Source organism: Variovorax guangxiensis (assembly GCF_003952165.1).
Lineage (GTDB): Bacteria > Pseudomonadota > Gammaproteobacteria > Burkholderiales > Burkholderiaceae_C > Variovorax > Variovorax guangxiensis.
Genome location: NZ_RXFT01000001.1, coordinates 357168 through 380800 on the forward strand (window position 1 = coordinate 357168; position 23633 = coordinate 380800).

Below are 23633 nucleotides of genomic sequence, written 5' to 3' on the forward strand. Positions count from 1 at the left end.
GGCGCCCCTCGAGGGGGAGGCGGCTACACGAAGTGAGCAAGCAACGGGGTGGTTCTCATGTTGCGGCGCGCTCGGCCGCTTCAAGGGTGTTGACCAGCAGCATGGCGCGCGTCATCGGGCCGACGCCGCCGGGCACGGGCGTGATCCAGCCGGCCACTTCCTTCACGCCGTCGAAGTCGACATCGCCGGCGAGCTTGCCGTCGGGCCGGCGGTTCATGCCCACGTCGATGACGACCGCGCCAGGCTTCACCATGTCGGCGGTCAGCAGGTCGAGCTTGCCCACCGCGGCCACGATCACGTCGGCCTGGCGCGTGATGGCGCCCAGGTCCTTGGTGGCGCTGTGGCAGATGGTCACGGTGGCGCTCTTGGCGAGCAGCATCATGGCCATCGGCTTGCCGACGATGTTGCTGCGGCCGATGACCACCGCATGCTTGCCGCGCAGGTCGTAGCCGATCGATTCGAGCATCTTCATGCAGCCGTGCGGCGTGCAGGGCCAGAAACCGGGAGCGCCGGTCATCAGCGCGCCGGCGCTGGCGACGTGGAAGCCGTCGACGTCCTTGGCGGGCGAGATGGTCTCGATGACTTTCTGGCTGTCCATGTGCCTGGGCAGCGGCAGCTGCACCAGGATGCCGTGCACCTTCGGGTCGTCGTTGAGGGTGCGGATGCGGGCCAGCAAGTCGGCCTCGCTCATGTCGGCGGGGTAGGTCTCCAGCGTGGCGTCGAGGCCGGTCTGCGCGCTGTCGTTGACCTTGTGCTTGGTATAGACCTGGCTGGCCGGGTCCTCGCCCACGAGGATGATGGAAAGGGCGGGGTTCACGCCGCGGGCCTTGAGCGCCGCGGTGCGGCCGGACACCTCGGCGCGGATGGTTTTGGCGAGGGCGTTGCCGTCGATCAGTTGGGCGGTCATCGGTTTCGATTTTCCAAGTAAAAACGCCCGCTTTCGCAGGCGTGGGGTTCATTCGTCGCTATCGGGCGGATAGCTGTTTCTAGGCCTTGGCTGCTGGCGCCGCCTGCCCCAGCGCGATCTTGAGCAGATCGGCCACGGTGTTGGCGTTGAGCTTTTCCATGATGTTGGCGCGATGCGCCTCGACCGTCTTGATGCTGATGCCCAGGTCGTCGGCGATCTGCTTGTTCAGGCGGCCGGCGACGATGCGTTCGAGCACCTGCGCCTCGCGGCCCGTGAGCTTGGACAGCAGCGCGTCGCGGCTGGCCGACTGCTGGTGCTGCGTGAAGGCGCCGCGCGCATGTTCGAGCATGCGCTCGACCAGCGTGACGAGTTCCTCGTCGTTGAAGGGCTTCTGGATGAAATCCATCGCGCCCTTCTTCATGCTGTCGACGGCCATCGGCACGTCGCCGTGGCCGGTGATGACCACGATCGGCAGCGGGGAGCGTCGCTCGATGAGCCGGTCCTGCAGTTCAAGGCCGGTCATGCCCGCCATGCGGATGTCGACGATCAGACAGGCGACTTCGCGCGGGTCGTATCGGGAGAGAAAGGATTCGGCGGAATCGAAACAGCGGACTCTGTAGTCCTTGCCTTCGAGCAGCCATTGCAGCGAATCGCGTACGGCTTCGTCGTCGTCGACGACATAGACCGTGCCCTTCTTCGGAATCAAACTCATGCAGGTACCTTTGCCTCGTCGCTAGCTACGGAACTGATAGCGTCCAACACCGGAATCCAGAAGGAAAAACGGCATCCGATCACATCCGGGCCATTGTAGATGTTCTCCGCCTGCATCCGGCCGCGGTGCGACTCGACGATGGTGCGGCACAAATTGAGCCCGATGCCCATGCCCTCGGGCTTGGTGGAGAAGAAGGCCTCGTAGAGCCGGTCCATCACTTCCGGGGCCAGGCCCTTGCCGGTGTCCTGCACCGAGAACTCGATGGCGTTGTGGCCCTCGATCACCTTGGGCAGCACGCGCAGTTCCACGCTGCGGCGCGCCAGCGGGCGGTCGGCGAGGTCGATGGATTCGGCGGCATTCTTGAGCAGGTTGACCATCACCTGCTCGATGAGGATCGGGTCGACCCGCACCACCGGCAGCCGCGCCGCCACGTAGTGGTTAAGGCGCACGTTGCGCCGGCGCAGCTCGATGCCGGCGAGCTCGACCGCCTCGCTCACCATGGTGGCCACGTCGGCCGGCGTGCGGTTGGGCTCGCTGCGCTTCACGAAGGAGCGGATGCGCTGGATGATCTGGCCCGCGCGCTGGGCCTGCTTCGACGTCTTCTCGAGCGCGGCGAGCAGGGCGTCGTTGTCGATCGACTGGCCCTTGATGCGCGACATCATCCCGTTGCAGTAGTTGGTGATGGCGGTCAGCGGCTGGTTGAGTTCGTGTGCAACGCTGGAGGCCATCTCGCCCATGGTGATGAGGCGGCTGGCGGCCTGGGCCTTGTCGGCCTGCGCGGCGGCCTGCTCCTCGGCGTCGCGGCGCGGCGTGATGTCGGTGGCGATCACCAGCTGCGCGAGGCGGCCGTCCACCCAGGTCAGGTAGCGCGAGCGCACTTCGAGCCACTTGCCCAGGTGGGGCACGAAGATCTCGTTGTTGGCGGTCTGCGCGGCGGTGAGGGTGTCGATCGGCAGGCCGGCGTACGGGTCGACGTCGTCCAGGCCCTCGTCGTGCGCGTTCGACGCCGGCACGCCGGCCTGCGCGACCATGCCGAGGTGGCCCACGGTGTCCGAACCGAACCAGAGCCGGTACAGCTTGTTGGCGAAGAGCAGTTCCTCGCTGCCGATGGGGGCCACCGACACGGCCGCGTCGAGCGCTTCCAGCACGGTGGTGAAGCGCTCGTAGGAGGCCGAGAGCTGCTCGCGGATGCGCGTGGGCTCGGTGATGTCGGTCATCGACGTCATCCAGCCGGTCTGGTGGCCGCGCGCGTCGATCAGCGGCGACACATAGAGGCGGGCGTTGAACACGCTGCCGTTCTTGCGCTTCACCCGCACCTGGAAGCCGCCGGGCAGGGCGCGGCCGTGCAGTTCTTCTTCGAGCCGCTCGTTCATCACCTCGCGGTCGGACTCGAGCCAGTAAGGGAAGGGCGGCGACTGGCCGACCAGTTCTTCCTCGCTCCAGCCTGTCATCGCGCAGAAGGCGGCGTTGACGTAGGTGATGCGGCCCTGCAGGTCGAGCACGCGCATGCCGGTGAGCATGGAGTTCTCCATCGCCCGGCGGAAGTTGGTCTCGGCCACCAGCCGCTGCTGCGCCTGCAGCCGCCGGCGCGTGTGGCGCCAGGTGCCGATCAGCATCCAGCTGGTGAGCACGCTCAGCGCGCAGACCAGCCAGAAGAGCCCGTTGCCGACCACGCCCTGCGAAGTGCGGTAGGCCTGAGCCCGCAGCACCAGCGCATTGCCGACGGGCGACACCGGCACTTCATATTCGTTGGTCCGCTCCGACCAGGGCAGCAGGCGCGTGCCGCTTTCCTTCAGGTTGGCGGTGTTGCCGGCGATCACATGCCCCTTGGCGTCGAGCAGCGACACCGCGTAGCGCGCCTGCACCTCGGAGGGCATGCCGTAGCGCAGCAGGCCGTCGACCGAGAACTCGCCCAGCACCACGCCGGCGAACAGGCCCTGGTCGAAAAGGGGAATGTGCAACTGCAGCATCGCCGGCGGGTCTCCGCCGGCCACGGGCTGCGAGAAGACGGGCTGGCGCAGCTCGCGGGCCAGCGCATAGTTGCTTTCGATGTCGCCAGGGCGCAGCACGTCGCCGATCAGGTGCTGCTGCGCCGGGTGCACGCTGGGCGCTGCGTAGCCGGCCTTGAAGCGGCGGCGGTCGTCGATCCAGGTGATGGTCTGCAGCTCTGGGAACTGGCTCACCAGCGATTCGGCGCGGCTGGTGAATTCGATCGGGTCGATCTCGCGGTTGGAGGCGTCGCGCGCGATGCGCATCAGCTGCTCCTGCCGCTCCAGCAGCCGCAGGCGCATGCGCTGCTGCGCGTATTCGACGTCGCGGCGCACCGACTCCTGCTCGCGCTCGACCTCCTCGGTGCGCAGGTACCAGAAGGCGGAAACGATGGCGGCAAGGAACAGCAGCACGGCCGCCATCGGCGCGAGCATGGCGACCGCGTCCTGCAGCACCGGAGTCTGGCGTCGCCACCACCTGCGCCACCAGGACAGCGGCGAGGCGTTCACGGCACTGCGGGCAACCGCCAGCGGGGAGGAGAGAGGCATGGGGCGGATTCTAGGCTTGCCCCCTCGGCTTGCCATGTCCCGTGCGGACATCCGTTCCTGCTCTGATTTCTTTTGAATTTCACATTGAAAAATCAATGAGCACTATTTGAAATTGCGATGTTTCTATGAGAAACTCCGCCGCGTTCGCTGCACAGCGCACTTAAATTACTGCCACAGCCCTAAAAGGAGACACAAGCATGTCGGCAAATCCCGAGAACCTGTTCGGCTCGGCCGCTAACGACGCGGACGCCCAGGAGACCCGTGAATGGATGGATGCACTGTCTTCCGTCATCCAGAGCGAGGGGCCTGAGCGGGCTCACTTCCTTCTCGAGCAGCTGCTCGAACATGCCCGCCAGAACACGGTCGACATGCCGTTCTCGGCCAACACCGGCTACGTCAACACCATCGAACCCTCGCAGGAAGCCCGAAGCCCCGGCAACCTCGAGATCGAACAGCGCCTGCGCGCCTACATGCGCTGGAACGCGATGGCCATGGTGGTCAAGGCCAACCGCCACCATCCGGCAGAAGGCGGCGACCTGGGCGGCCACATCGGCTCCTTCGCTTCGCTGGCCAGCATGTTCGGAGCCGGCTTCAACCACTTCTGGCACGCCGAGAGCGAGAACCACGGCGGCGACCTGCTCTACATCCAGGGCCACGTTTCTCCCGGCATCTATGCCCGCGCCTACCTCGAAGGCCGCCTCTCCGAAGAGCAGCTGCTCAATTTCCGCCAGGAAGTCGACGGCAAGGGCCTCTCCAGCTACCCCCACCCCAAGCTGATGCCGGAGTTCTGGCAGTTCCCCACCGTGTCGATGGGCCTGGGCCCGCTGATGGCGATCTACCAGGCGCGCTTCCTCAAGTACCTGCACGCACGCGGCATCGCCAACACCGAGAACCGCAAGGTCTGGGTTTTCTGCGGCGACGGTGAAATGGACGAGGTCGAATCGCTGGGCGCCATCGGCCTGGCGGCGCGCGAGAACCTCGACAACCTGATCTTCGTCATCAACTGCAATCTGCAGCGCCTGGACGGCCCGGTGCGCGGCAACGGCAAGATCATCCAGGAGCTCGAAGGCGAGTTCCGCGGCGCCAACTGGAACGTCGTCAAGCTCGTCTGGGGCAAGGGCTGGGACGCCCTGCTCGAGAAGGACCACGACGGCGCGCTGCGCAAGATCATGATGGAGTGCAACGACGGCGACTACCAGTCGTTCAAGGCCAACGACGGCGCCTACGTCCGCAAGAACTTCTTCGGCCGCGATCCGCGCACGCTGAAGATGGTCGAGCACATGACCGACGACGAGATCTGGAACCTGCAGCGCGGCGGCCACGACTCGCAGAAGGTGTATGCCGCCTTCCACGCCGCCCAGAACCACAAGGGCCAGCCCACCGTGCTGCTCGTGAAAACCGTCAAGGGCTTCGGCATGGGCAAGATCGGCGAGGGCAAGAACACGGTCCACCAGACCAAGAAGCTCGGCGACGAGGACATCAAGGCCTTCCGCGACCGCTTCAACATCCCGATTCCCGACAGCCAGATCGCCGAGCTGCCGTTCTACAAGCCGGCCGACGACACGCCGGAAATGAAGTACCTGCACGAGCGCCGCAAGGCCCTGGGCGGCTACCTGCCGCACCGCCGCGTGAAGAGCGACGAGAGCTTCACCGTGCCCGCCCTCGACACCTTCAAGGCGGTGCTCGAACCCACGGCCGAAGGCCGCGAGATCTCGACCACGCAGGCCTACGTGCGCTTCCTCACGCAGCTGCTGCGCGACAAGGCGCTCGGCCCGCGCGTCGTGCCCATCCTGGTGGATGAGGCCCGCACCTTCGGCATGGAAGGCCTGTTCCGCCAGGTCGGCATCTACAACCCGCACGGTCAGCAGTACACCCCGGTCGACAAGGACCAGGTCATGTACTACAAGGAAGACAAGGCCGGCCAGATCCTGCAGGAAGGCATCAACGAAGCCGGCGGCATGTCGAGCTGGATCGCTGCCGCGACCTCGTACAGCACGAACAACCGCATCATGGTGCCGTTCTACGTGTACTACTCGATGTTCGGCTTCCAGCGCATCGGCGACCTGGCATGGGCTGCCGGCGACATGCAGGCGCGCGGCTTCCTGCTGGGCGGCACCTCGGGGCGCACCACGCTGAACGGCGAAGGCCTGCAGCACGAAGACGGCCACAGCCACATCCTGGCCAACACCATCCCGAACTGCGTGAGCTACGACCCGACCTTCGCGCATGAAGTCGGCGTGATCCTGCACCATGGCCTCAAGCGCATGGTCGAGAAGCAGGACAACGTCTACTACTACCTCACGCTGCTCAACGAGAACTACGCGATGCCCGGCCTCCAGCCCGGCACCGAAGAGCAGATCATCAAGGGCATGTACCTGTCGAAGCAGGGCCCCGCGCTGAAGGCCAAGGCACCCACGGTGCAACTGCTGGGCAGCGGCACGATCCTGCGCGAGAGCTTTGCCGCGCAGGAACTGCTCGAGAAGGACTGGGGCGTGTCGGCTTCGGTGTGGAGCTGCCCGAGCTTCAATGAGCTGACCCGCGACGGCCAGGATGCCGACCGCTGGAACCTGCTGCACCCCGACCAGACCCCGCGCGTTCCCTTCGTGGCCGAGCAGCTGGGCGCCACGACCGGCCCGGTGGTCGCATCGACCGACTACATGAAGGCCTATGCCGAGCAGATCCGCCCCTTCGTGCCGAAGGGCCGCAACTACAAGGTGCTGGGCACCGACGGCTTCGGCCGCAGCGACTTCCGCAACAAGCTGCGCGAGCACTTCGAGGTCAACCGCCACTACATCGTGGTGGCGGCGCTCAAGGCGCTGAGCGAAGATGGCACCGTGCCGGTGGCCAAGGTGGTGGAAGCGATCAAGAAGTACGGCATCAATGTCGACAAGGTCAACCCGCTCTACGCCTGATCCCCAATCAACAACCAATCAACGAACGAACGGCGCCTGACGGCGGGAGACAACGATATGGCAGCAGTGGAAGTGAAGGTGCCGGACATCGGCGATTTCGATGAAGTCGCGGTGATCGAGGTGCTCGTGAAGGTGGGCGACACGGTGAAGGCCGAGCAGTCGCTCATCACGGTCGAATCGGACAAGGCGTCGATGGAGATCCCGTCGTCGGCCGCCGGTGTGGTCAAGGAACTGAAGGTCGAAGTCGGCAGCAAGGTCAAGGAAGGCTCGGTGGTGCTCGTGCTCGAAGCCGAGGGAGCGGATGCCACGGCGGCACCGGCGCCCGCCGCGGCACCGGCAGCAGCGGCACCGGCTCCTGCACCCGCTGCTGCGGCCCCTGCGCCGGCAGCTCCGGCGGCTTCGAGCCCGGTCGAGGTCAAGGTGCCCGACATCGGCGACTTCAAGGACGTCGCCGTCATCGAAGTGCTGGTGAAGCCGGGCGACACGATCAAGGCCGAGCAGTCGCTGATCACGGTCGAGTCGGACAAGGCCTCGATGGAGATCCCATCGTCGGCCGCCGGCGTGCTCAAGGAACTCAAGGTCAAGGTCGGCGACACGGTCAACATCGGCGACCTGATCGCCGTGCTGGAAGGCGCAGCCGGTGCGGCCGCACCGGCGCCTGCGCAGGCAGCGGCAGCCGCAGCTCCTGCAGCCGCCACGGCGAGCGCTCCTGCCCCGGCAGCCCCGTCACCGGCGCCCGCAGCAGCAGCCCCGGCCCACAACCCGACGGCCGCTCCCAGCGGCAACCTGCCGCATGCCTCTCCCTCGGTGCGCAAGTTCGCCCGCGAGCTTGGCGTGCCGCTCGAGGAGGTCAAGGGCTCCGGTCCCAAGGGCCGCATCACGCAGGAAGACATCCAGAACTTCACCAAGGCCGTGATGAGCGGCCAGGCCAGCACCAAGGCCTCGGCGGCCAAGGCGCCGGCCGGTGGCGGCGGTGGCGACGGCGCGGCGCTGGGCCTCATCCCGTGGCCCAAGGTCGACTTCACCAAGTTCGGCACGGTCGAGCGCAAGGAGCTGTCGCGCATCAAGAAGCTCAGCGGCGCGAACCTGCACCGCAACTGGGTGATGATCCCGCACGTCACCAACAATGACGAGGCCGACATCACCGAGCTCGAAGCCTTCCGCGTCTCCACCAACAAGGAGAACGAGAAGTCGGGCGTGAAGGTGACGATGCTGGCCTTCGTCATCAAGGCGGTGGTCGCGGCCCTGAAGAAATTCCCCGAGTTCAACACCAGCCTGGACGGCGACCAGCTCGTCTACAAGCAGTACTACCACATCGGCTTCGCGGCCGACACGCCCAACGGCCTGGTGGTGCCCGTGCTGAAGGACGCCGACAAGAAGGGCATCCTGCAGATCAGCGCCGAGATGGGCGAGCTCGCCAAGAAGGCGCGCGACGGCAAGCTCGGCTCGGCCGACATGCAGGGCGGCTGCTTCTCGATCAGCTCGCTCGGCGGCATCGGCGGCACGCACTTCACGCCGATCATCAACGCGCCCGAGGTGGCCATCCTCGGCCTGTCGAAGAGCGCGATGAAGCCGGTGTGGGACGGCAAGCAGTTCGTGCCGCGCCTGACGCTGCCGCTGTCGCTGTCGTACGACCACCGCGTGATCGACGGCGCCCTGGCTGCGCGTTTCAACGCCTACCTGGGCCAGGTGCTCGCGGACTACCGTCGAATCCTCCTATGACCACGGTAGTGGCCGTCCGCAAGGGCGGCCAGGTCACGATGGCAGCGGATTCTCTGGTGACCTTCGGCGACACGCGGCTCTCGCACCGCGCCGAGACGAACCAGAAGATCTTCACCGTCGAGGACGCGGCGGGCACCAGCCTGTTCGCGCTGGCCGGCGCCGCCGCGCACTTCCTGGTGCTGCAGCACGCGCTGGCCGCGCAGCCGCGCGAGCAGTTGCTGTTCGGCAGCAAGCACGAGATCTTCCGCACCTTCACGATGCTGCATCCGGTGCTCAAGGACTCGTTCTTCATGCAGACCAAGGAAGACGACCACGAGCCCTACGAGTCGAGCCAGTTCACGATGCTGATGGCCAACCAGAGCGGCATCTACGGCATCTACAGCTACCGCGAGGTGTTCGAGTTCAAGGAGTTCTGGGCCATCGGCTCGGGACGCAGCTTTGCGCTCGGCGCCATGCACGCGGCCTATGACATCAAGTCGCGCACTTCGCGCGAAGTGGCGGAGGCGGGGATCGCCGCCGCCTGCGAATTCGATCGCAATTCGGCCCCACCGGTCGACGTTCTCACACTCAAACTGAAAGTGTCCAAATGAGCGAACAACAAATCAAGGTGCCCGACATCGGCGACTTCGACGAAGTCGCGGTCATCGAGGTGCTGGTCAACGTCGGAGACACGGTCAAGGCCGAGCAGTCGCTGATCACGGTCGAATCGGACAAGGCCTCGATGGAGATTCCGTCGTCCGCCGCCGGCGTGGTGAAGTCGCTCGCGGTGAAGGTGGGCGACAAGGTCAGCGAAGGTTCGGTGGTGCTGACGCTGGAAGTCGACGGTGCCGCGGCACCCGCGCCCGCCGCGGCTGCGCCTGCCCCGGCGGCTGCCGCTCCCGCGGCTAAGGCTGCAGCACCCGCACCGGCCCCTGCCGCGCCGGCCGTGGCCGTGTCCAGCTACGGCGGCAAGGTCGACGTCGAGTGCGACGTGATCGTGCTCGGCGCCGGCCCCGGCGGCTACTCGGCCGCCTTCCGTGCCGCCGACCTCGGCCTGAAGGTCGTGCTGATCGAACGCTACGCCACCCTCGGCGGCGTGTGCCTGAACGTCGGCTGCATCCCGTCGAAGGCGCTGCTGCACGTGGCTTCGGTCATGGACGAGGTCAAGCACTTCGCCGACCTCGGCGTGAGCTTCGGCGCGCCCACGGTCGACCGCGCCAAGCTGCTCGGCCACAAGAACAAGGTGGTGGGCAAGCTCACCGGCGGCCTCACGGCCATGGCCAAGATGCGCAAGGTGACGGTGCTGCGCGGCGTCGGCAACTTCATCGACCCGCACCACATCGAGGTCGAAGAAACGTCGGGCACCAGCTGGGACACCACGGGCAGCAAGCAGACCGTCAAGTTCCGCAGCGCGATCATCGCGGCCGGCTCGCAGGCCGTGAGCCTGCCCTTCATGCCGAAGGACCCGCGCGTGGTCGACTCGACCGGCGCGCTGGAAATGGGCACCGACCCCAAGCGCATGCTGATCCTGGGCGGCGGCATTATCGGCCTCGAAATGGGCACGGTGTATTCCACGCTGGGCGCCCGCCTGGACGTGGTCGAAATGCTCGACGGCCTGATGCAGGGCGCGGATCGCGACCTGGTGAAGGTCTGGCAGAAGATGAACGCGCCGCGCTTCGACAACATCATGCTCAAGACCAAGACGGTCGGCGCCGAGGCCACGAAGGAAGGCATCAAGGTCACTTTCGAGGGCGAGAACGCGCCGAAGGAACCGCAGGTGTACGACCTGGTGCTGCAGGCCGTGGGCCGCAGCCCCAACGGCAAGAAGATCAGCGCCGAGAAGGCCGGCGTGACGGTGAGCGACCGCGGCTTCATCCCGGTCGACATCCAGATGCGCACCAACGTGCCGCACATCTTCGCCATCGGCGACATCGTGGGCCAGCCCATGCTGGCGCACAAGGCGGTGCACGAGGCCCACGTGGCGGCCGAAGTCATTGCCGGCGAACTCAAGGGCGACAAGGAGCTTTCGAGCGCGGCCTTCAACGCCCGCGTGATCCCGAGCGTGGCCTACACCGACCCCGAAGTGGCGTGGGTCGGCCTGACCGAAGACCAGGCGAAGGCCGAAGGCATCAAGGTCAAGAAGGGCCATTTCCCGTGGACGGCTTCGGGCCGCGCCATCGCCAACGGCCGCGACGAAGGCTTCACCAAGCTGCTGTTCGACGCCGAGACACACCGCATCCTGGGTGGCGGCATCGTCGGCACGCATGCGGGCGACATGCTGGGCGAGATTGCGCTGGCCATCGAGATGGGTGCGGACGAAATCGACATCGGCAAGACCATCCACCCGCACCCGACGCTGGGCGAGAGCATCGGCATGGCGGCGGAAGTGGCGCACGGCACCTGCACGGACCTGCCGCCGCAGAAGAAGGGCTGAGAAACCGAAAAAAGCGCCCGTCGATCGGGCGCCCATAAAAAATCCCGCCTGGGCGGGATTTTTTCGTCCTTGATCAGGAAGCGAGGCTCAGTTGCCGGTGTTCGCGACGGCCGCAGCCTTCACTTCGTCCGCCGATCCGCCCATCACGCGGCGCGCGCCGTCGAAGCGGCGCTGCCAGTAGCTGCCGTTCATGTCTTCGACACGAACCTGGGCGCCCGAGCGGGGGGAATGGATGAACTTGCCTTCACCGACGTAGATGCCGACATGGCTGAAGGCGCGGCGCATGGTGTTGAAGAACACGAGGTCGCCGGGCTTGAGCTGGCTGCGGTCGATCTTCTCGGTGGCTGCAGCTTGCTCTTCGGCGCGGCGGGGGAGCATGTGGCCGACCGTCTCGTTGTACATGGCGCGGACGAAGCCGCTGCAGTCGAAACCCGATTCGGCGGTGTTGCCGCCACGGCGGTAGGGGACGCCGAGAAATCCGATGGCGGTGACGACCAGATCGGAGGTGCGTTCGGTGACGGTTTGGCGAACCTGCTTGAGTTGTCCGATCAGGCCTTTGTCGGCAAGCATTCGTGCCAGCTCGTCATCGGTTTTTTCCTGTTGGGGGGCTGCATGGACTGCAACGGCAAAGAGGAGGGATGCGGGTAGGACGAAAAAACGCATGGCGCGTAGGATATTGATGACGCGCGGTTATGTCAATTTAAACAGAATTAGCGGATCCCTCTGTAAGTCATTGATTTACATAGAAAATTCCGATCCGGTCAAAGAAAAAATGTAACGGCGAACGTTTATGGTCCATAAACGGTTGACGGCCGAAAGGCCTTCGAACCTCGGGTGGATCGGTGCTCACGCTGGATTCGGTCGCTATTTCTCGTCAAGATCGCCTCAACTTCACGGAAAAGCCATGAACTTGCCGCGCTTGCCTCTTCCCTCATCCCTTTGTCGTTGGGCATTTGTCACAGTAATCGGCTTCTGCGGACTCGCCGCCGCGCAGCCGCGACCCGAAACCGTGGCGACAGGGCTCGAAAACCCATGGGGCGTCACCTTCCTTTCGGGCGGCCGTTTCGTGGTGACCGAGCGGCCGGGCCGCATGCGGCTGGTCGGTGCCGACGGCAAGATCGGTGCACCCATCGCAGGCCTGCCGCCCATCGCGGCGGGTGGGCAGGGCGGCCTGCTCGACGTGCTGGCCGACTCCGGCTTCGAAAGGAACCGCACGCTGTATTTCTGCTTCTCCGAACCCGATGCGGGCGGCTCTGCCAACAGCACCGCGCTGGCGCGCGCCAACCTGTCGGCCGACGGTACGAGGCTGGAGGAGCTGAAGATCATCTTCAGCCAGCAGCCCAAGGTGGCGAGCCGCGCCCACTTCGGCTGCCGCATCGTCGAGGCGCGCGACGGAACGCTCTTTCTCACGCTCGGCGACCGCTTCAGCCGCAAGGAAGACGCGCAGAAGCTCGACAACCACCTCGGCAAGATCGTGCGCATCGGCAAGGATGGCTCGGTGCCCAAGGACAACCCCTTCGTCGGCAAGCCGGGCGCGCTGCCCGAGATCTGGAGCTACGGCCACCGCAACGGGCAGGGCGCCACGCTCGCGCCCGACGGCCGCCTCTGGATGACGGAGCACGGCCCGCAAGGCGGCGACGAAATCAATATTCCGCAGGCCGGCCGCAACTACGGCTGGCCCGTGATCACCTACGGCGAGAACTACGGCGGCGGAAAGATCGGCGACGGCATCACGGCCAAGGAGGGCATGGAGCAGCCGCTGCACTACTGGGTGCCGTCGATTGCGCCATCGGGCATGGCCTTCCTGACCAGCGATCGCTACGGCGCGGCCTGGAAGGGCAACCTGTTCGTAGGTTCGCTGAAGTTCGGCTACCTGGATCGCATCGAACTCAAGGGCGGCAAGGTGGCGGCCGAGCACAAGCTGCTGGCCGAGGGCCGGGCCCGCATCCGCGACGTGAAGCAGGGGCCGGACGGGTTGCTCTACGTGCTCACCGACGAGGCCGACGGCAAGCTGCTGCGCCTGTGGCCGAACTGATTCAGCCGGGGCAGCCTGGCAGCGGCAATGTCGGCAGCATCCGGCGCCAGAGCCGGTTCCATTCGGGCCAGTCGTGGCCGCCTTCGGTCGTGAAGACGCGTTCGGGCGGCAGTACGCCCGCCAGCAGCCGGTTGCTGAAGGCAAAACGGTCGTCCACGCCATAGCCCAGATACAGCGGCGGCCGTGCGCCCGCCGTGTCCGTGAAGCCCGCATAGCCGCGCAGCCATTGCCAGAGCTGCGTTTCGTTGGGTGTCCGGGGAGGCTCGGCGGCCGGGTCGGTCAGCGGCCCCTTCCATTTGGCGAGCCCGCCGGCGTTGGCGATGTCCGTGCCGAGCGCGCGCTCGCCGAGGTAGGGGGCCAGCGTCACCAGCCCTACGAGGTCGCCGGGGTGCGTCTGCGCATAGAGCATGCCGCCGAAGCCGCCGAGGGAAATGCCGACGAACCAGATGTGGCGGTAGCCCTGGCTGCGCGCGGGCGCCACCACGTCGGCGTCCAGGCGGTCGAGGATGGTCTTGTCGTTGAAGTAGCCGAGATGGGCGTCGACCAGCATCACGTCCGCCGCGATGCGGTTTTCGGCGACCGCGCGGACGAAGCCCTCGCGCTCGAACTCGTCTGGCGTCGAATAGGCGCCCGGCAGCATGACCAGCAGCGTGTCGACCTTCCCGCGCGCGCAACTGCTCTTTTCGAGCGAGGTCGCCATCGGCACCGTGGTCTTGCGCACCGCACCGCAGGCCGTGACGAGGAGGGCGGCGCCGATTCCCAGCGCGGCGAGGCAGAACCGTTTCGAGAAGAGCTTCTTCATCCGCCGGAGTCTAGGCGCGCCGCGAGACGGGCAGCTCGACCATCACGGCCTGGCCGGGCGTGGTGCAGCCGGTGTCGCAGCACTTGCCGGGCTGGCGGTTGCGGGTGATGGCGCGGGCCGGGTCGTGCGGCGCGGCGGCGGGCGAGCCGTCGGCCGCGATGCCGCGCTCCAGGATGCGTTCGACCAGCTCGACCTTGGAGCCGACCGGGTAGTTGCGCCAGATCTCCTGCTTCATCGCAGCGGGCGAGCCGCCGCCGTGCAGGCTGATCACGCTGTACCAGCCGCCCTGGTAGCCGGCCGTCAGGTCCTCGATGAATCGGGCCGTCTCGATGCGCTGCTCGTAGGGAATGGCCGGGTTGGCCCGCAGCACGTCGGACAGGCGGGCCGCGGTCTCGGGGTTGTGGTCTTCGTCGGGGCCGGGCAGGGTGACGATCAGGCCGCCGCTCACGTAGTGCGCGATGCGGTGCATGTCGTAGATCTTCGTGGCCAGCAGCAGCTTGCCGATGTTGCTGAACACCGGGTCGGGCATGAACACTTCGCAGTGCTCATCGGCCTTGCCATAGACGCTGGCCGCCACGCCGCAGGCGAAGAAGCTCTCGGTGATGGTGATGAGCTCCACCATCTGCTCACGCAGGTGGCTTTCCTTGCCCGGGTCGAAGCCGTTGGCCTCGCACATCAGCGCCCCCGCGCCGATCAGCAGGTCGCCGAAGCCGGCGCGCGCGCCGATGCAGCTGTGGCGGTGGTGCGTGGCATAGCTGTAGGTCAGGTGGCCGGAATGCTCCCACTCGCCCGCGTAGAACACGCGCTCCCAGGGCACGAAGACGCGGTCGAACATGCACACGCCGGTGCTCTGGCCGTACTTGCGGCTGAAGAGGGCGTCGCCGTGCTCCAGTTTCTCGCCGGGCCGGCCCGCCGGTCGCGCGACGATGGTGAGGCCGGGCGCATCCAGCGGCACGGCGCAGCAGACGGCGAAGTCGGCGTCTTCCTTGCCCATGTTGCGGCAGGGCATGACCAGCAACTCGTGCACGTAGGGCGCGCCGGTCACGATGGCCTTGGTGCCCGAGATGACGATGCCGCGCGCGTTGCGTTCCACCACGTGCAGGTAGCTGTCGACGTTCGCCTGCTCGTGCGGCCGGCGGCTGCGGTCGCCCTTGGCATCGGTCATGGCCACGCCCAGGGTCAGGTCCTGGTCCTGCACGCGGTGGAGGTACTCGTGGAAGCGCGCGGCGTGCTCGGTACTGCCACGCGCGTCGTCGATGCGGGCCGATACCTGGGCGATGGCGTTGAGCGCGTCGTGCGTCAGGTAGCGCTGGGCGCAGCCTGTTTCCTGGCAGACCAGCCGCACGGCTTCGAGCTTGTTGAGCAGGTCGCCCGCGCTCGTGTTGATGTGGGACAGCCGGTTGACCCGCTTGCCGCTGGTGTGCTGCACGGCGGTCATCAGCGGCTCGTGCTCGCTCCTGAGGGCGTAGTCGTAGGTGAGGGCGATGGCATTGATGCCGGGCTGGAAGGCGGCTTCGTCGGCGACGCTGTCGACGCGGCGGCCGTCGACGAACACGGTGGGCTTGTAGCGGCGCAGCGATTCGCGGTAGTCGGCGCCGGACATGAGGGAGGTGCCGGGGAGCGGGGCGTTCATCGTGTCTGTCTCCTGATCGGGTGGGTTTTATCGAGATTTAAACACTGTTCAATTTTTCAATCAACGATCAAAAAATTGGGCGTGCGATCAATCGAGGGATATAGTCCCGTCCATGGAAGCCAAGACCCAGCGCCGCCAGGCGCTCAGCGACGCCCGCCGCACCCTCGTGCTCGATGCTGCCCGCGCGGTCTTTCTGGAAGCCGGCATCGAAGGCGCGAGCGTGCGCGAGATCGCCAGGAAGGCCGGCTATACGCCGGGCGCCATTTACTCGTACTTCGAGAGCAAGGAGGCGATCTACGCGGCCCTGCTGAACGAGTCCATCCAGCGGCTGCAGGCCGCGGTGGCCGAGGCCTCCGCGCAGCAGGACGGCCCCGGCCAGGCGCTCGCCGCGAGGGCCCAGGCCTGGTTCGACTTCTATGCCGCGAACCCACGCGAGCTCGACCTGGGCTTCTACCTGGTGCAGGGCATGCGCCCGCGCGGGCTGACCAGCGAGCTCGACCACGAGTTGAACGACCATCTCTACCGGGCCCTGCGGCCCTGCGAAGAGGCGCTGCAGGACATGGGGCTCGACGCCGACGCAGCCCTGCGCGAGAACACCGCGCTCTTCGCGCACGGCGTCGGCCTGCTGCTGATGCAGCACACGGGGCGCATCCGCATGTTCAGGCAGTCGGCCGACGCGCTGTTCAAGGCCTACGTGGCGCAGCTCGTGGAGCGCGTTGCCGGCGGCGCGCGCCAACCGGGTCTTTTCGGTGGTACGGTTCAGCCCGATTCAACCGATTCCTGAAAAAGAAAGAACTCGTTCATGCTGCTCGACGCCTCGCAATCCCAACTCGTCCTGGTCGATTACCAGGCGCGCCTGATGCCGGCGATCTTCGAGGGGGAAGCGGTCGCGCAGAACGCTGTGCGGCTCGGCAGGATGGCCAAGCTGTTCCAGGTGCCGGTGTTCGGCACCGAGCACAACCCCTCCAAGCTGGGCCAGAACCTGCCCGACATCCGCGCGCAGTGCCAGCGCACCATGTCGAAGATGCATTTCAGTGGCGTGGAAGAGGGCCTGGGCGAGTGGCTGCGCGTGCCGGCCAAGGCACCGCAGGGCAATGCGCGCAGCCTGCCCAAGCACCTGCAGAAGCCCGCGGCGCCCGCCGAGGAGCGCAACAGCATCGTGATCGCTGGCTGCGAAGCCCATGTCTGCCTGCTGCAGACGGCGCTCGACCTGCTGGAAGACGAGTTCGAGGTCTGGGTCGTCACCGACGCCTGCAGCTCGCGCACCGAGCGCAACCGCGATGCCGCCTTCGACCGGCTGGCCGGTGCCGGCGCCGAGCTGGTGACGACCGAGATGGTCGGCTTCGAGTGGCTGCGTACGGCGGAGCATCCTGCGTTCCCCGAGGTGCTCTCGCTCATCCGCTAGTTGGATAGCTAGTTGGATAGATAGATAGATGGAAAAGCGGCTGGCGGCGGCGCGGCCGGGCCGTTGGCTTGCCGCGGCTGTCAGCTTGCTGCAAGATCGGTCTCCATAATTATGAATTCAGTTTTGGCGCCTGCCAGGACTGGACGAATAACAGGAGACAACCGAGATGAGCCGCTACGAAGAGTTCTATCGCCAATCCGTCGACGCGCCCGAGGCCTTCTGGGCCGAGCAGGCGAAGCTGATCGACTGGCAGACGCCCGCGCAAAAGATCCTCGACGCCAGCCAGCCGCCTTTCGCGCGCTGGTTCGTCGGCGGCACCACCAACCTCTGCCACAACGCCGTCGACCGGCACCTGGCGGCGCGGGGCGACCAGCCGGCGCTGATCTTCGTGTCCACCGAGACCGGCGTTGAGAAGAGCTACAGCTTCTCCGAGCTGCATGCCGAGGTGCAGCGCACCGCCGCCAGCCTCCTTGAGCTGGGGGTGGGCAAGGGCGATCGCGTGCTCATCTACATGCCGATGATCCCGGAGGCCGCCTTTGCGATGCTGGCCTGCGCGCGCATCGGCGCCATCCATTGCGTGGTGTTCGGCGGCTTCGCCAGCGGGTCGCTCGCCACGCGCATCGAGGACGCCGAGCCCAAGGTGATCGTGAGCGCCGACGCGGGATCGCGCGGCAACAAGGTCATCGCGTACAAGCCGCTGCTCGACGAGGCGATCCGGCTGTCGAAGCACAAGCCATCGGCCGTGCTGCTCACCGACCGGGGGCTGGCGCCGATGGACCTGACGGCGGGGCGCGACCACCTGGCCGCCGAGTTGCGCCGCAAGCACCTCGACGCCAAGGTGCCCTGCACCTGGCTGGCCTCTACCGACATCAGCTACACCATCTACACGAGCGGCACCACCGGCAAGCCCAAGGGCGTGCAGCGCGACGTGGGCGGGTACGCGGTCGCGCTGGCTGCGAGCATGAAGCACATCTTCGACGGCCGGCCCGGCGAAACCTACTTCTCGACCAGCGACATCGGCTGGGTGGTGGGGCACAGCTACATCGTCTACGGCCCGCTGATCGCCGGCATGGCGACGATCATGTACGAGGGCCTGCCCACGCAGGGCATCGACCGGCAGCCCGACGGCGGCATCTGGTGGCGCCTCGTCGAAAAGTACAAGGTCACGGTGATGTTCAGCGCGCCCACGGCGGTGCGCGTGCTCAAGAAGCAGGACCCGGCGCTGCTGAAGAAATACGACCTCTCGGCCCTGCGCGCGCTGTTCCTGGCCGGCGAGCCGCTGGACGAGCCCACCGCCCGATGGATCAGCGAGGGCCTGGGCGTGCCGATCATCGACAACTACTGGCAGACCGAATCGGGCTGGCCGATGATCACCATCGCCAACGGCGTCGAGCCCAAGCCCAGCAAGTTCGGCAGCCCCGGGGTGCCGATGTACGGCTACCGCATCAGGATCGTGCACGAGTCCACCGGCGAGGAGTTGACCGGCGCGAACGAGAAGGGCGTGGTCGTGGTCGAGGGGCCGACCCCGCCGGGCTTCATGCAGACCGTGTGGAAGGACGACGCGCGCTTCGTCAACACCTACTGGAAGAGCGTGCCCGGCAAGATGGTCTATTCGACCTTCGACTGGGGCATCCGCGACGAGGACGGCTATTTCTACATCCTCGGGCGCACCGACGACGTGATCAACGTGGCGGGCCACCGGCTGGGCACGCGCGAGATCGAGGAAAGCATCTCGGGCCATTCCAACGTCGCCGAAGTGGCGGTGGTCGGCGTGGCCGATGCGCTGAAGGGACAGGTCGCAATGGCCTTCGTCGTGCCCAGGGACGGCAAGGCCGTGACCGATGCCGACGTGGCGCTGAAGCTCGAAGGCGAGATCATGAAGCTGGTGGCCGACCAGCTCGGTGCCCTGGCCCGGCCGGCCCGGGTGCGCTTCGTCTCCGGCCTGCCGAAGACGCGCAGTGGCAAGCTGCTGCGCCGGGCCATCCAGGCCGTCTGCGAGCAGCGCGACCCCGGCGACCTGACCACCATCGACGACCCCGCCACGCTGCAGCAGATCAAACAGTTACTTTCTTGAGCCGAATGAGCGGGGAATGAGCAACGGCGGGGGTTGCGAAGCCGGGTTGGACCGTCATATGGTTGACGTGGCACAATGCCAAGGTACTCAGGCCCTTCCCCAGCCACAGTCGCATCCGCCAATCGGTTCAGCCGTGTCGCGGAAGGTTTCTTAAACCAGCTAGTGCTTCCCTCAGGGAAGCGAAGGTCAGCGGATCATGAGCGATTCTTCTACGCCCACGGCGTACACCGCCTATCAAGGCAACACGTACCTCTTCGGCGGCAATGCGCCGTACGTCGAGGAAATGTACGAAAACTACCTCGCCAACCCAGGCAGCGTTCCCGACAACTGGCGTTCGTACTTCGACGCGCTGCAGAACGTTCCGGCCGCCGACGGCACGAACACCCGCGACGTCCCCCACCAGCCGGTCATCAACGCCTTCGCCGAACTCGCGAAGCAGGGCACGACCAAGGTCGTGCAGGCCAGCGGCGCCGACTCCGAACTCGGCCGCAAGCGCACCGCGGTCCAGCAACTGATCGCCGCCTACCGCAACGTCGGTGCCCGCTGGGCCGATCTCGATCCGCTCAAGCGCGCCGAGCGTCCCTCCATTCCTGAACTCGAGCCCTCGTTCTACGGCTTCGCCGACGCCGACCTCGAGACGGTGTTCAACACCAGCAACACTTTCTTCGGCAAGGACACCATGTCCTTGCGCGAACTGCTCAACGCACTGCGCGAAACGTACTGCGGCACCATCGGCGCCGAGTACATGTACACCACCGACCAGAACCACAAGCGCTGGTGGCAGCAGAAGCTCGAGAGCGCCCGCACCAATCCCAAGCTGAACGCCGACCAGAAGAAGCGCGTTCTCGACCGCCTGACCGCGGCCGAAGGGCTGGAGCGCTTCCTCCACACCAAGTACGTCGGCCAGAAGCGCTTCTCGCTCGAAGGCGGCGAGAGCTTCATCGTCGCGATGGACGAACTCATCAACCGCGCCGGCGAGAAGGGCGTGCAGGAAATCGTGATCGGCATGGCCCACCGCGGCCGCCTGAACGTGCTGGTGAACTCGCTGGGCAAGATGCCTGCCGACCTGTTCGCCGAGTTCGACCACACCGCTCCCGAAGAGCTGCCCAGCGGCGACGTGAAGTACCACCAGGGCTTCAGCTCCGACGTCAGCACCCCTGGCGGCCCGGTGCACCTGTCGCTGGCCTTCAACCCCTCCCACCTCGAGATCGTCAACCCGGTCGTCGAAGGCTCGGTGCGCGCCCGCATGGACCGCCGCGGCGACAAGGAAGGCGACTCGGTGCTGCCGGTGCTCGTGCACGGCGACGCCGCCTTCGCCGGCCAGGGCGTGGTCATGGAAACGCTGGCGCTGGCCGAAACCCGCGGCTACTACACCGGCGGCACGGTCCACATCGTCATCAACAACCAGATCGGCTTCACCACCAGCGACCCGCGCGACAGCCGCTCGACGCTGTACTGCTCGGACATCGTGAAGATGATCGAGGCGCCCGTGCTGCACGTGAACGGCGACGATCCCGAAGCCGTGGTGCTGTGCACGCAGCTCGCGCTGGAGTTCCGCCAGGAATTCAACAAGGACGTGGTGGTCGACATCGTCTGCTATCGCAAGCTGGGCCACAACGAGCAGGACACCCCCTCGCTCACCCAGCCGCTGATGTACAAGAAGATCGCCCAGCACCCCGGCACCCGCCGCCTGTACGCCGACAAGCTGGCCGCGCAAGGCCTGGGCGAGACGCTCGGCGACGACATGGTCAAGGCCTACCGCGCCGCCATGGATGCCGGCAAGCACACCATCGACCCGGTGCTGACCAACTTCAAGAGCAAGTACGCGGTCGACTGGAGCCCCTTCCTCAACAAGAAGTGGACCGACGCCGGCGACACCGCCATCCCCACCACCGAGTGGAAGCGGCTGGCCGAGAAGATCACCACCGTGCCGCAAGGCTTCACCGTGCACCCGCTGGTGAAGAAGGTGCTGGACGACCGCGCTGCCATGGGCCGCGGCGACGTGAACGTCGACTGGGGCATGGGCGAGCACATGGCCTTCGCCTCGCTGGTGGCCAGCGGCTACCCGGTGCGCCTGTCGGGTGAAGACTCCGGCCGCGGCACCTTCACGCACCGTCACGCGGTGCTGCACGACCAGAACCGCGAGAAGTTCGACGAAGGCACCTACGTGCCGCTGCAGAACGTGGCCGACAACCAGGCTCCGTTCGTCGTCATCGACTCCATCCTCTCGGAAGAAGCGGTGCTGGCCTTCGAATACGGCTACGCCTCGAACGACCCCAACACCCTGGTGATCTGGGAGGCGCAGTTCGGCGATTTCGTCAACGGCGCGCAAGTGGTGATCGACCAGTTCATCGCCTCGGGCGAAGTGAAGTGGGGCCGCGTCAACGGCATCACCATGATGCTGCCGCACGGCTACGAAGGCCAGGGCCCCGAGCACAGCTCGGCCCGCCTGGAGCGCTTCATGCAGCTGGCCGCCGACGCCAACATGCAGATCGTGCAGCCCACCACGGCCAGCCAGATCTTCCACGTTCTGCGCCGCCAGATGGTGCGCAGCCTGCGCAAGCCGCTGATCATCATGACGCCGAAGTCGCTGCTGCGTAACAAGGACGCGACCTCGCCGCTGTCCGAGTTCGTCAAGGGCGGCTTCCAGACCGTGATCCCCGACAGCCGCGACCTGAAGGCCGAGAAGGTCAAGCGCCTGATCGCCTGCTCGGGCAAGGTCTACTACGACCTGGCCAAGAAGCGCGAGGAGAAGGAAGCCGACGACGTGGCGATCATCCGCGTCGAGCAGCTCTATCCGTTCCCGCACAAGGCATTCGCGGCCGAGATCAAGAAGTACCCGAATCTCGTCGACGTGGTGTGGTGCCAGGACGAGCCGCAGAACCAGGGCGCCTGGTTCTTCGTGCAGCACTACATCCATGAAAACATGCAGGAAGGCCAGAAGCTCGGCTACTCCGGCCGTGCCGCATCGGCATCGCCGGCGGTGGGCTACTCGCACCTGCACCAGGAACAGCAGAAGGCGCTGGTCGACGGCGCGTTCGCCAAGCTCAAGGGCTTCGTGCTGACCAAGTAAACCTGTCCTCTTTCACACGAACACCCTGAAGAACAAATCGGAGCCCACTCCAAATGTCTATCGTTGAAGTCAAAGTCCCCCAGCTTTCCGAATCCGTGGCCGAAGCCACCATGCTCACTTGGAAGAAGAAGGCCGGCGAAGCCGTCGCCGTCGATGAAATCCTGATCGAGATCGAGACCGACAAGGTCGTGCTCGAAGTGCCCGCTCCCTCGGCCGGCGTGCTGGCCGAAATCATCCAGCCCGACGGCGCCACCGTGGTCGCCGACCAGCTGATCGCCAAGATCGACACCGAAGGCAAGGCCGGCGCTGCCGCTCCCGCAGCGGCACCCGCCGCCGCGGCGGCCCCGGCGCCCGCAGCCGCTCCGGCAGCTGCAGCTGCCGCCACCGGCGGCTCGAAGGCCGATGTGGCCATGCCCGCCGCCGCCAAGTTGCTGGCCGACAACAACCTGAAGACTGGCGACGTCGCCGGCTCGGGCAAGGACGGCCGCGTGACCAAGGGCGACGTGCTCGCCGCAGTCGCCTCGGGCGCCAAGCCTGCCGCACCTGCCGCCACCATCGCCGTGCCGGCTGCCAAGCCCGCGCTGCCGCAGGTCGCCGCTCCCGCCAGCGCCCCCGACCTGGGCGAGCGCCCCGAGCAGCGCGTGCCGATGAGCCGCCTGCGCGCCCGCATCGCCGAGCGCCTGATCCAGTCGCAGTCGACCAACGCCATCCTGACGACCTTCAACGAAGTCAACATGGCGCCCGTCATGGAACTGCGCAAGCGCTTCCAGGACAGCTTCACCAAGGAACACGGCGTGAAGCTCGGCTTCATGTCCTTCTTCGTGAAGGCCGCCGTGCATGCCCTCAAGAAGTACCCGGTGCTCAACGCCTCGGTGGACGGCAACGACATCCTGTACCACGGCTACTTCGACATCGGCATCGCCGTCGGTTCGCCGCGCGGCCTGGTGGTGCCGATCCTGCGCAATGCCGACCAGATGAGCTTCGCCGACATCGAGAAGAAGATCGCCGAATACGGCAAGAAGGCACAGGACGGCAAGCTGGGCATCGAAGAGATGACCGGCGGCACGTTCTCCATCTCGAACGGCGGCACCTTCGGCTCGATGCTCTCGACCCCGATCATCAACCCGCCCCAGTCGGCCATCCTCGGCGTGCACGCCACCAAGGACCGCGCCGTGGTCGAGAACGGCCAGATCGTGGTCCGTCCGATGAACTACCTGGCCATGAGCTATGACCACCGCATCATCGACGGCCGCGAAGCCGTGCTGGGCCTGGTCGCCATGAAGGAGGCGCTGGAAGACCCGTCGCGCCTGCTGTTTGATATCTGATCCACCCCCGTTGCTTGCTCACTTCGTGTAGCCGCCTCCCCCCTCGAGGGGGCGCACCCGGCGGCCCGGCAAAGCCGGTTCCG

16 protein-coding genes are annotated in these 23633 nt (G+C 66.3%); 10 read left to right on the forward strand and 6 right to left on the reverse strand.

Going from position 1 to position 23633, the window contains the following annotated elements:
* Positions 1–55: 55 nt before the first annotated feature.
* The 3 genes from folD to EJP67_RS01730 form a co-directional block, all read right to left on the reverse strand.
* Positions 56–907 (reverse strand): bifunctional methylenetetrahydrofolate dehydrogenase/methenyltetrahydrofolate cyclohydrolase FolD, encoded by an 852-nt coding sequence (folD, locus tag EJP67_RS01720; RefSeq protein WP_126018763.1) that lies wholly within the window; start codon positions 905–907, stop codon positions 56–58.
* 79 nt (positions 908–986) lie between these two features.
* Complete coding sequence (locus EJP67_RS01725) at positions 987–1619, reverse strand: response regulator transcription factor (protein WP_012747279.1); 633 nt, start codon at positions 1617–1619, stop codon at positions 987–989.
* Positions 1616–4156, reverse strand: coding sequence for a PAS domain-containing sensor histidine kinase (locus tag EJP67_RS01730; protein ID WP_126018766.1), 2541 nt, complete (start codon positions 4154–4156; stop codon positions 1616–1618). Before EJP67_RS01730 ends, EJP67_RS01725 begins: the two co-directional genes overlap by 4 nt.
* Before the next feature lie 197 nt (positions 4157–4353).
* Between EJP67_RS01730 and aceE the strand changes: the two genes are divergently transcribed.
* From aceE to lpdA, 4 genes are read left to right on the forward strand one after another with little or no spacing between them, the layout of a single operon-like run.
* Positions 4354–7068, forward strand: coding sequence for a pyruvate dehydrogenase (acetyl-transferring), homodimeric type (gene aceE / locus EJP67_RS01735; protein WP_126018769.1), 2715 nt, complete (start codon positions 4354–4356; stop codon positions 7066–7068).
* Positions 7069–7125: 57 nt separating this feature from the next.
* Positions 7126–8790 carry a dihydrolipoyllysine-residue acetyltransferase gene (gene aceF / locus EJP67_RS01740; RefSeq protein WP_126018771.1) on the forward strand — a complete coding sequence of 555 codons (1665 nt, stop codon included), beginning with the start codon at positions 7126–7128 and terminating at the stop codon, positions 8788–8790.
* Positions 8787–9380 (forward strand): Ntn hydrolase family protein, encoded by a 594-nt coding sequence (locus EJP67_RS01745; protein WP_126018773.1) that lies wholly within the window; start codon positions 8787–8789, stop codon positions 9378–9380. The genes aceF and EJP67_RS01745 overlap by 4 nt, the downstream gene beginning before the upstream one ends.
* Entirely contained in the window at positions 9377–11203 is a 1827-nt protein-coding gene (gene lpdA, locus EJP67_RS01750; protein WP_126018775.1) for a dihydrolipoyl dehydrogenase, read from the forward strand. The genes EJP67_RS01745 and lpdA overlap by 4 nt, the downstream gene beginning before the upstream one ends.
* Before the next feature lie 87 nt (positions 11204–11290).
* On the opposite strand, the gene EJP67_RS01755 is transcribed toward lpdA, so the two are convergent.
* Positions 11291–11866 (reverse strand): C40 family peptidase, encoded by a 576-nt coding sequence (locus EJP67_RS01755; RefSeq protein ID WP_126018778.1) that lies wholly within the window; start codon positions 11864–11866, stop codon positions 11291–11293.
* Positions 11867–12107: 241 nt separating this feature from the next.
* On the opposite strand from EJP67_RS01755, the gene EJP67_RS01760 reads away from it, so the two are divergent.
* A complete protein-coding gene (locus tag EJP67_RS01760) occupies positions 12108–13238 on the forward strand; it encodes a PQQ-dependent sugar dehydrogenase (protein ID WP_126018781.1) in 1131 nt (376 codons plus the stop codon).
* A 1-nt stretch (position 13239) separates the two neighbouring features.
* On the opposite strand, the gene EJP67_RS01765 is transcribed toward EJP67_RS01760, so the two are convergent.
* Together EJP67_RS01765 and EJP67_RS01770 are read right to left on the reverse strand one after the other, a co-directional pair.
* Positions 13240–14040: an alpha/beta fold hydrolase gene (locus tag EJP67_RS01765; RefSeq protein ID WP_126018783.1), complete on the reverse strand. Its 801-nt coding sequence runs from the start codon at positions 14038–14040 to the stop codon at positions 13240–13242.
* 10 nt (positions 14041–14050) lie between these two features.
* Complete coding sequence (locus EJP67_RS01770; protein WP_126018785.1) at positions 14051–15673, reverse strand: 4-hydroxyphenylacetate 3-hydroxylase family protein; 1623 nt, start codon at positions 15671–15673, stop codon at positions 14051–14053.
* 112 nt (positions 15674–15785) lie between these two features.
* On the opposite strand from EJP67_RS01770, the gene EJP67_RS01775 reads away from it, so the two are divergent.
* From EJP67_RS01775 to odhB, 5 genes are all read left to right on the forward strand, one after another.
* Complete coding sequence (locus EJP67_RS01775; protein WP_126018787.1) at positions 15786–16457, forward strand: TetR/AcrR family transcriptional regulator; 672 nt, start codon at positions 15786–15788, stop codon at positions 16455–16457.
* Positions 16458–16475: 18 nt separating this feature from the next.
* Positions 16476–17078, forward strand: a complete 603-nt coding sequence (locus EJP67_RS01780; RefSeq protein WP_126018790.1) for an isochorismatase family protein — start codon at positions 16476–16478, stop codon at positions 17076–17078.
* A 166-nt stretch (positions 17079–17244) separates the two neighbouring features.
* Positions 17245–19152 carry a propionate--CoA ligase gene (locus EJP67_RS01785; protein ID WP_126018793.1) on the forward strand — a complete coding sequence of 636 codons (1908 nt, stop codon included), beginning with the start codon at positions 17245–17247 and terminating at the stop codon, positions 19150–19152.
* Between the two features lie 196 nt (positions 19153–19348).
* Positions 19349–22225 (forward strand): 2-oxoglutarate dehydrogenase E1 component, encoded by a 2877-nt coding sequence (locus tag EJP67_RS01790; protein ID WP_126018796.1) that lies wholly within the window; start codon positions 19349–19351, stop codon positions 22223–22225.
* A gap of 53 nt (positions 22226–22278) precedes the next feature.
* On the forward strand, positions 22279–23550 hold the full coding sequence (gene odhB, locus EJP67_RS01795) for a 2-oxoglutarate dehydrogenase complex dihydrolipoyllysine-residue succinyltransferase (RefSeq protein ID WP_126018799.1): 1272 nt from the start codon (positions 22279–22281) through the stop codon (positions 23548–23550).
* Positions 23551–23633: the final 83 nt, after the last annotated feature.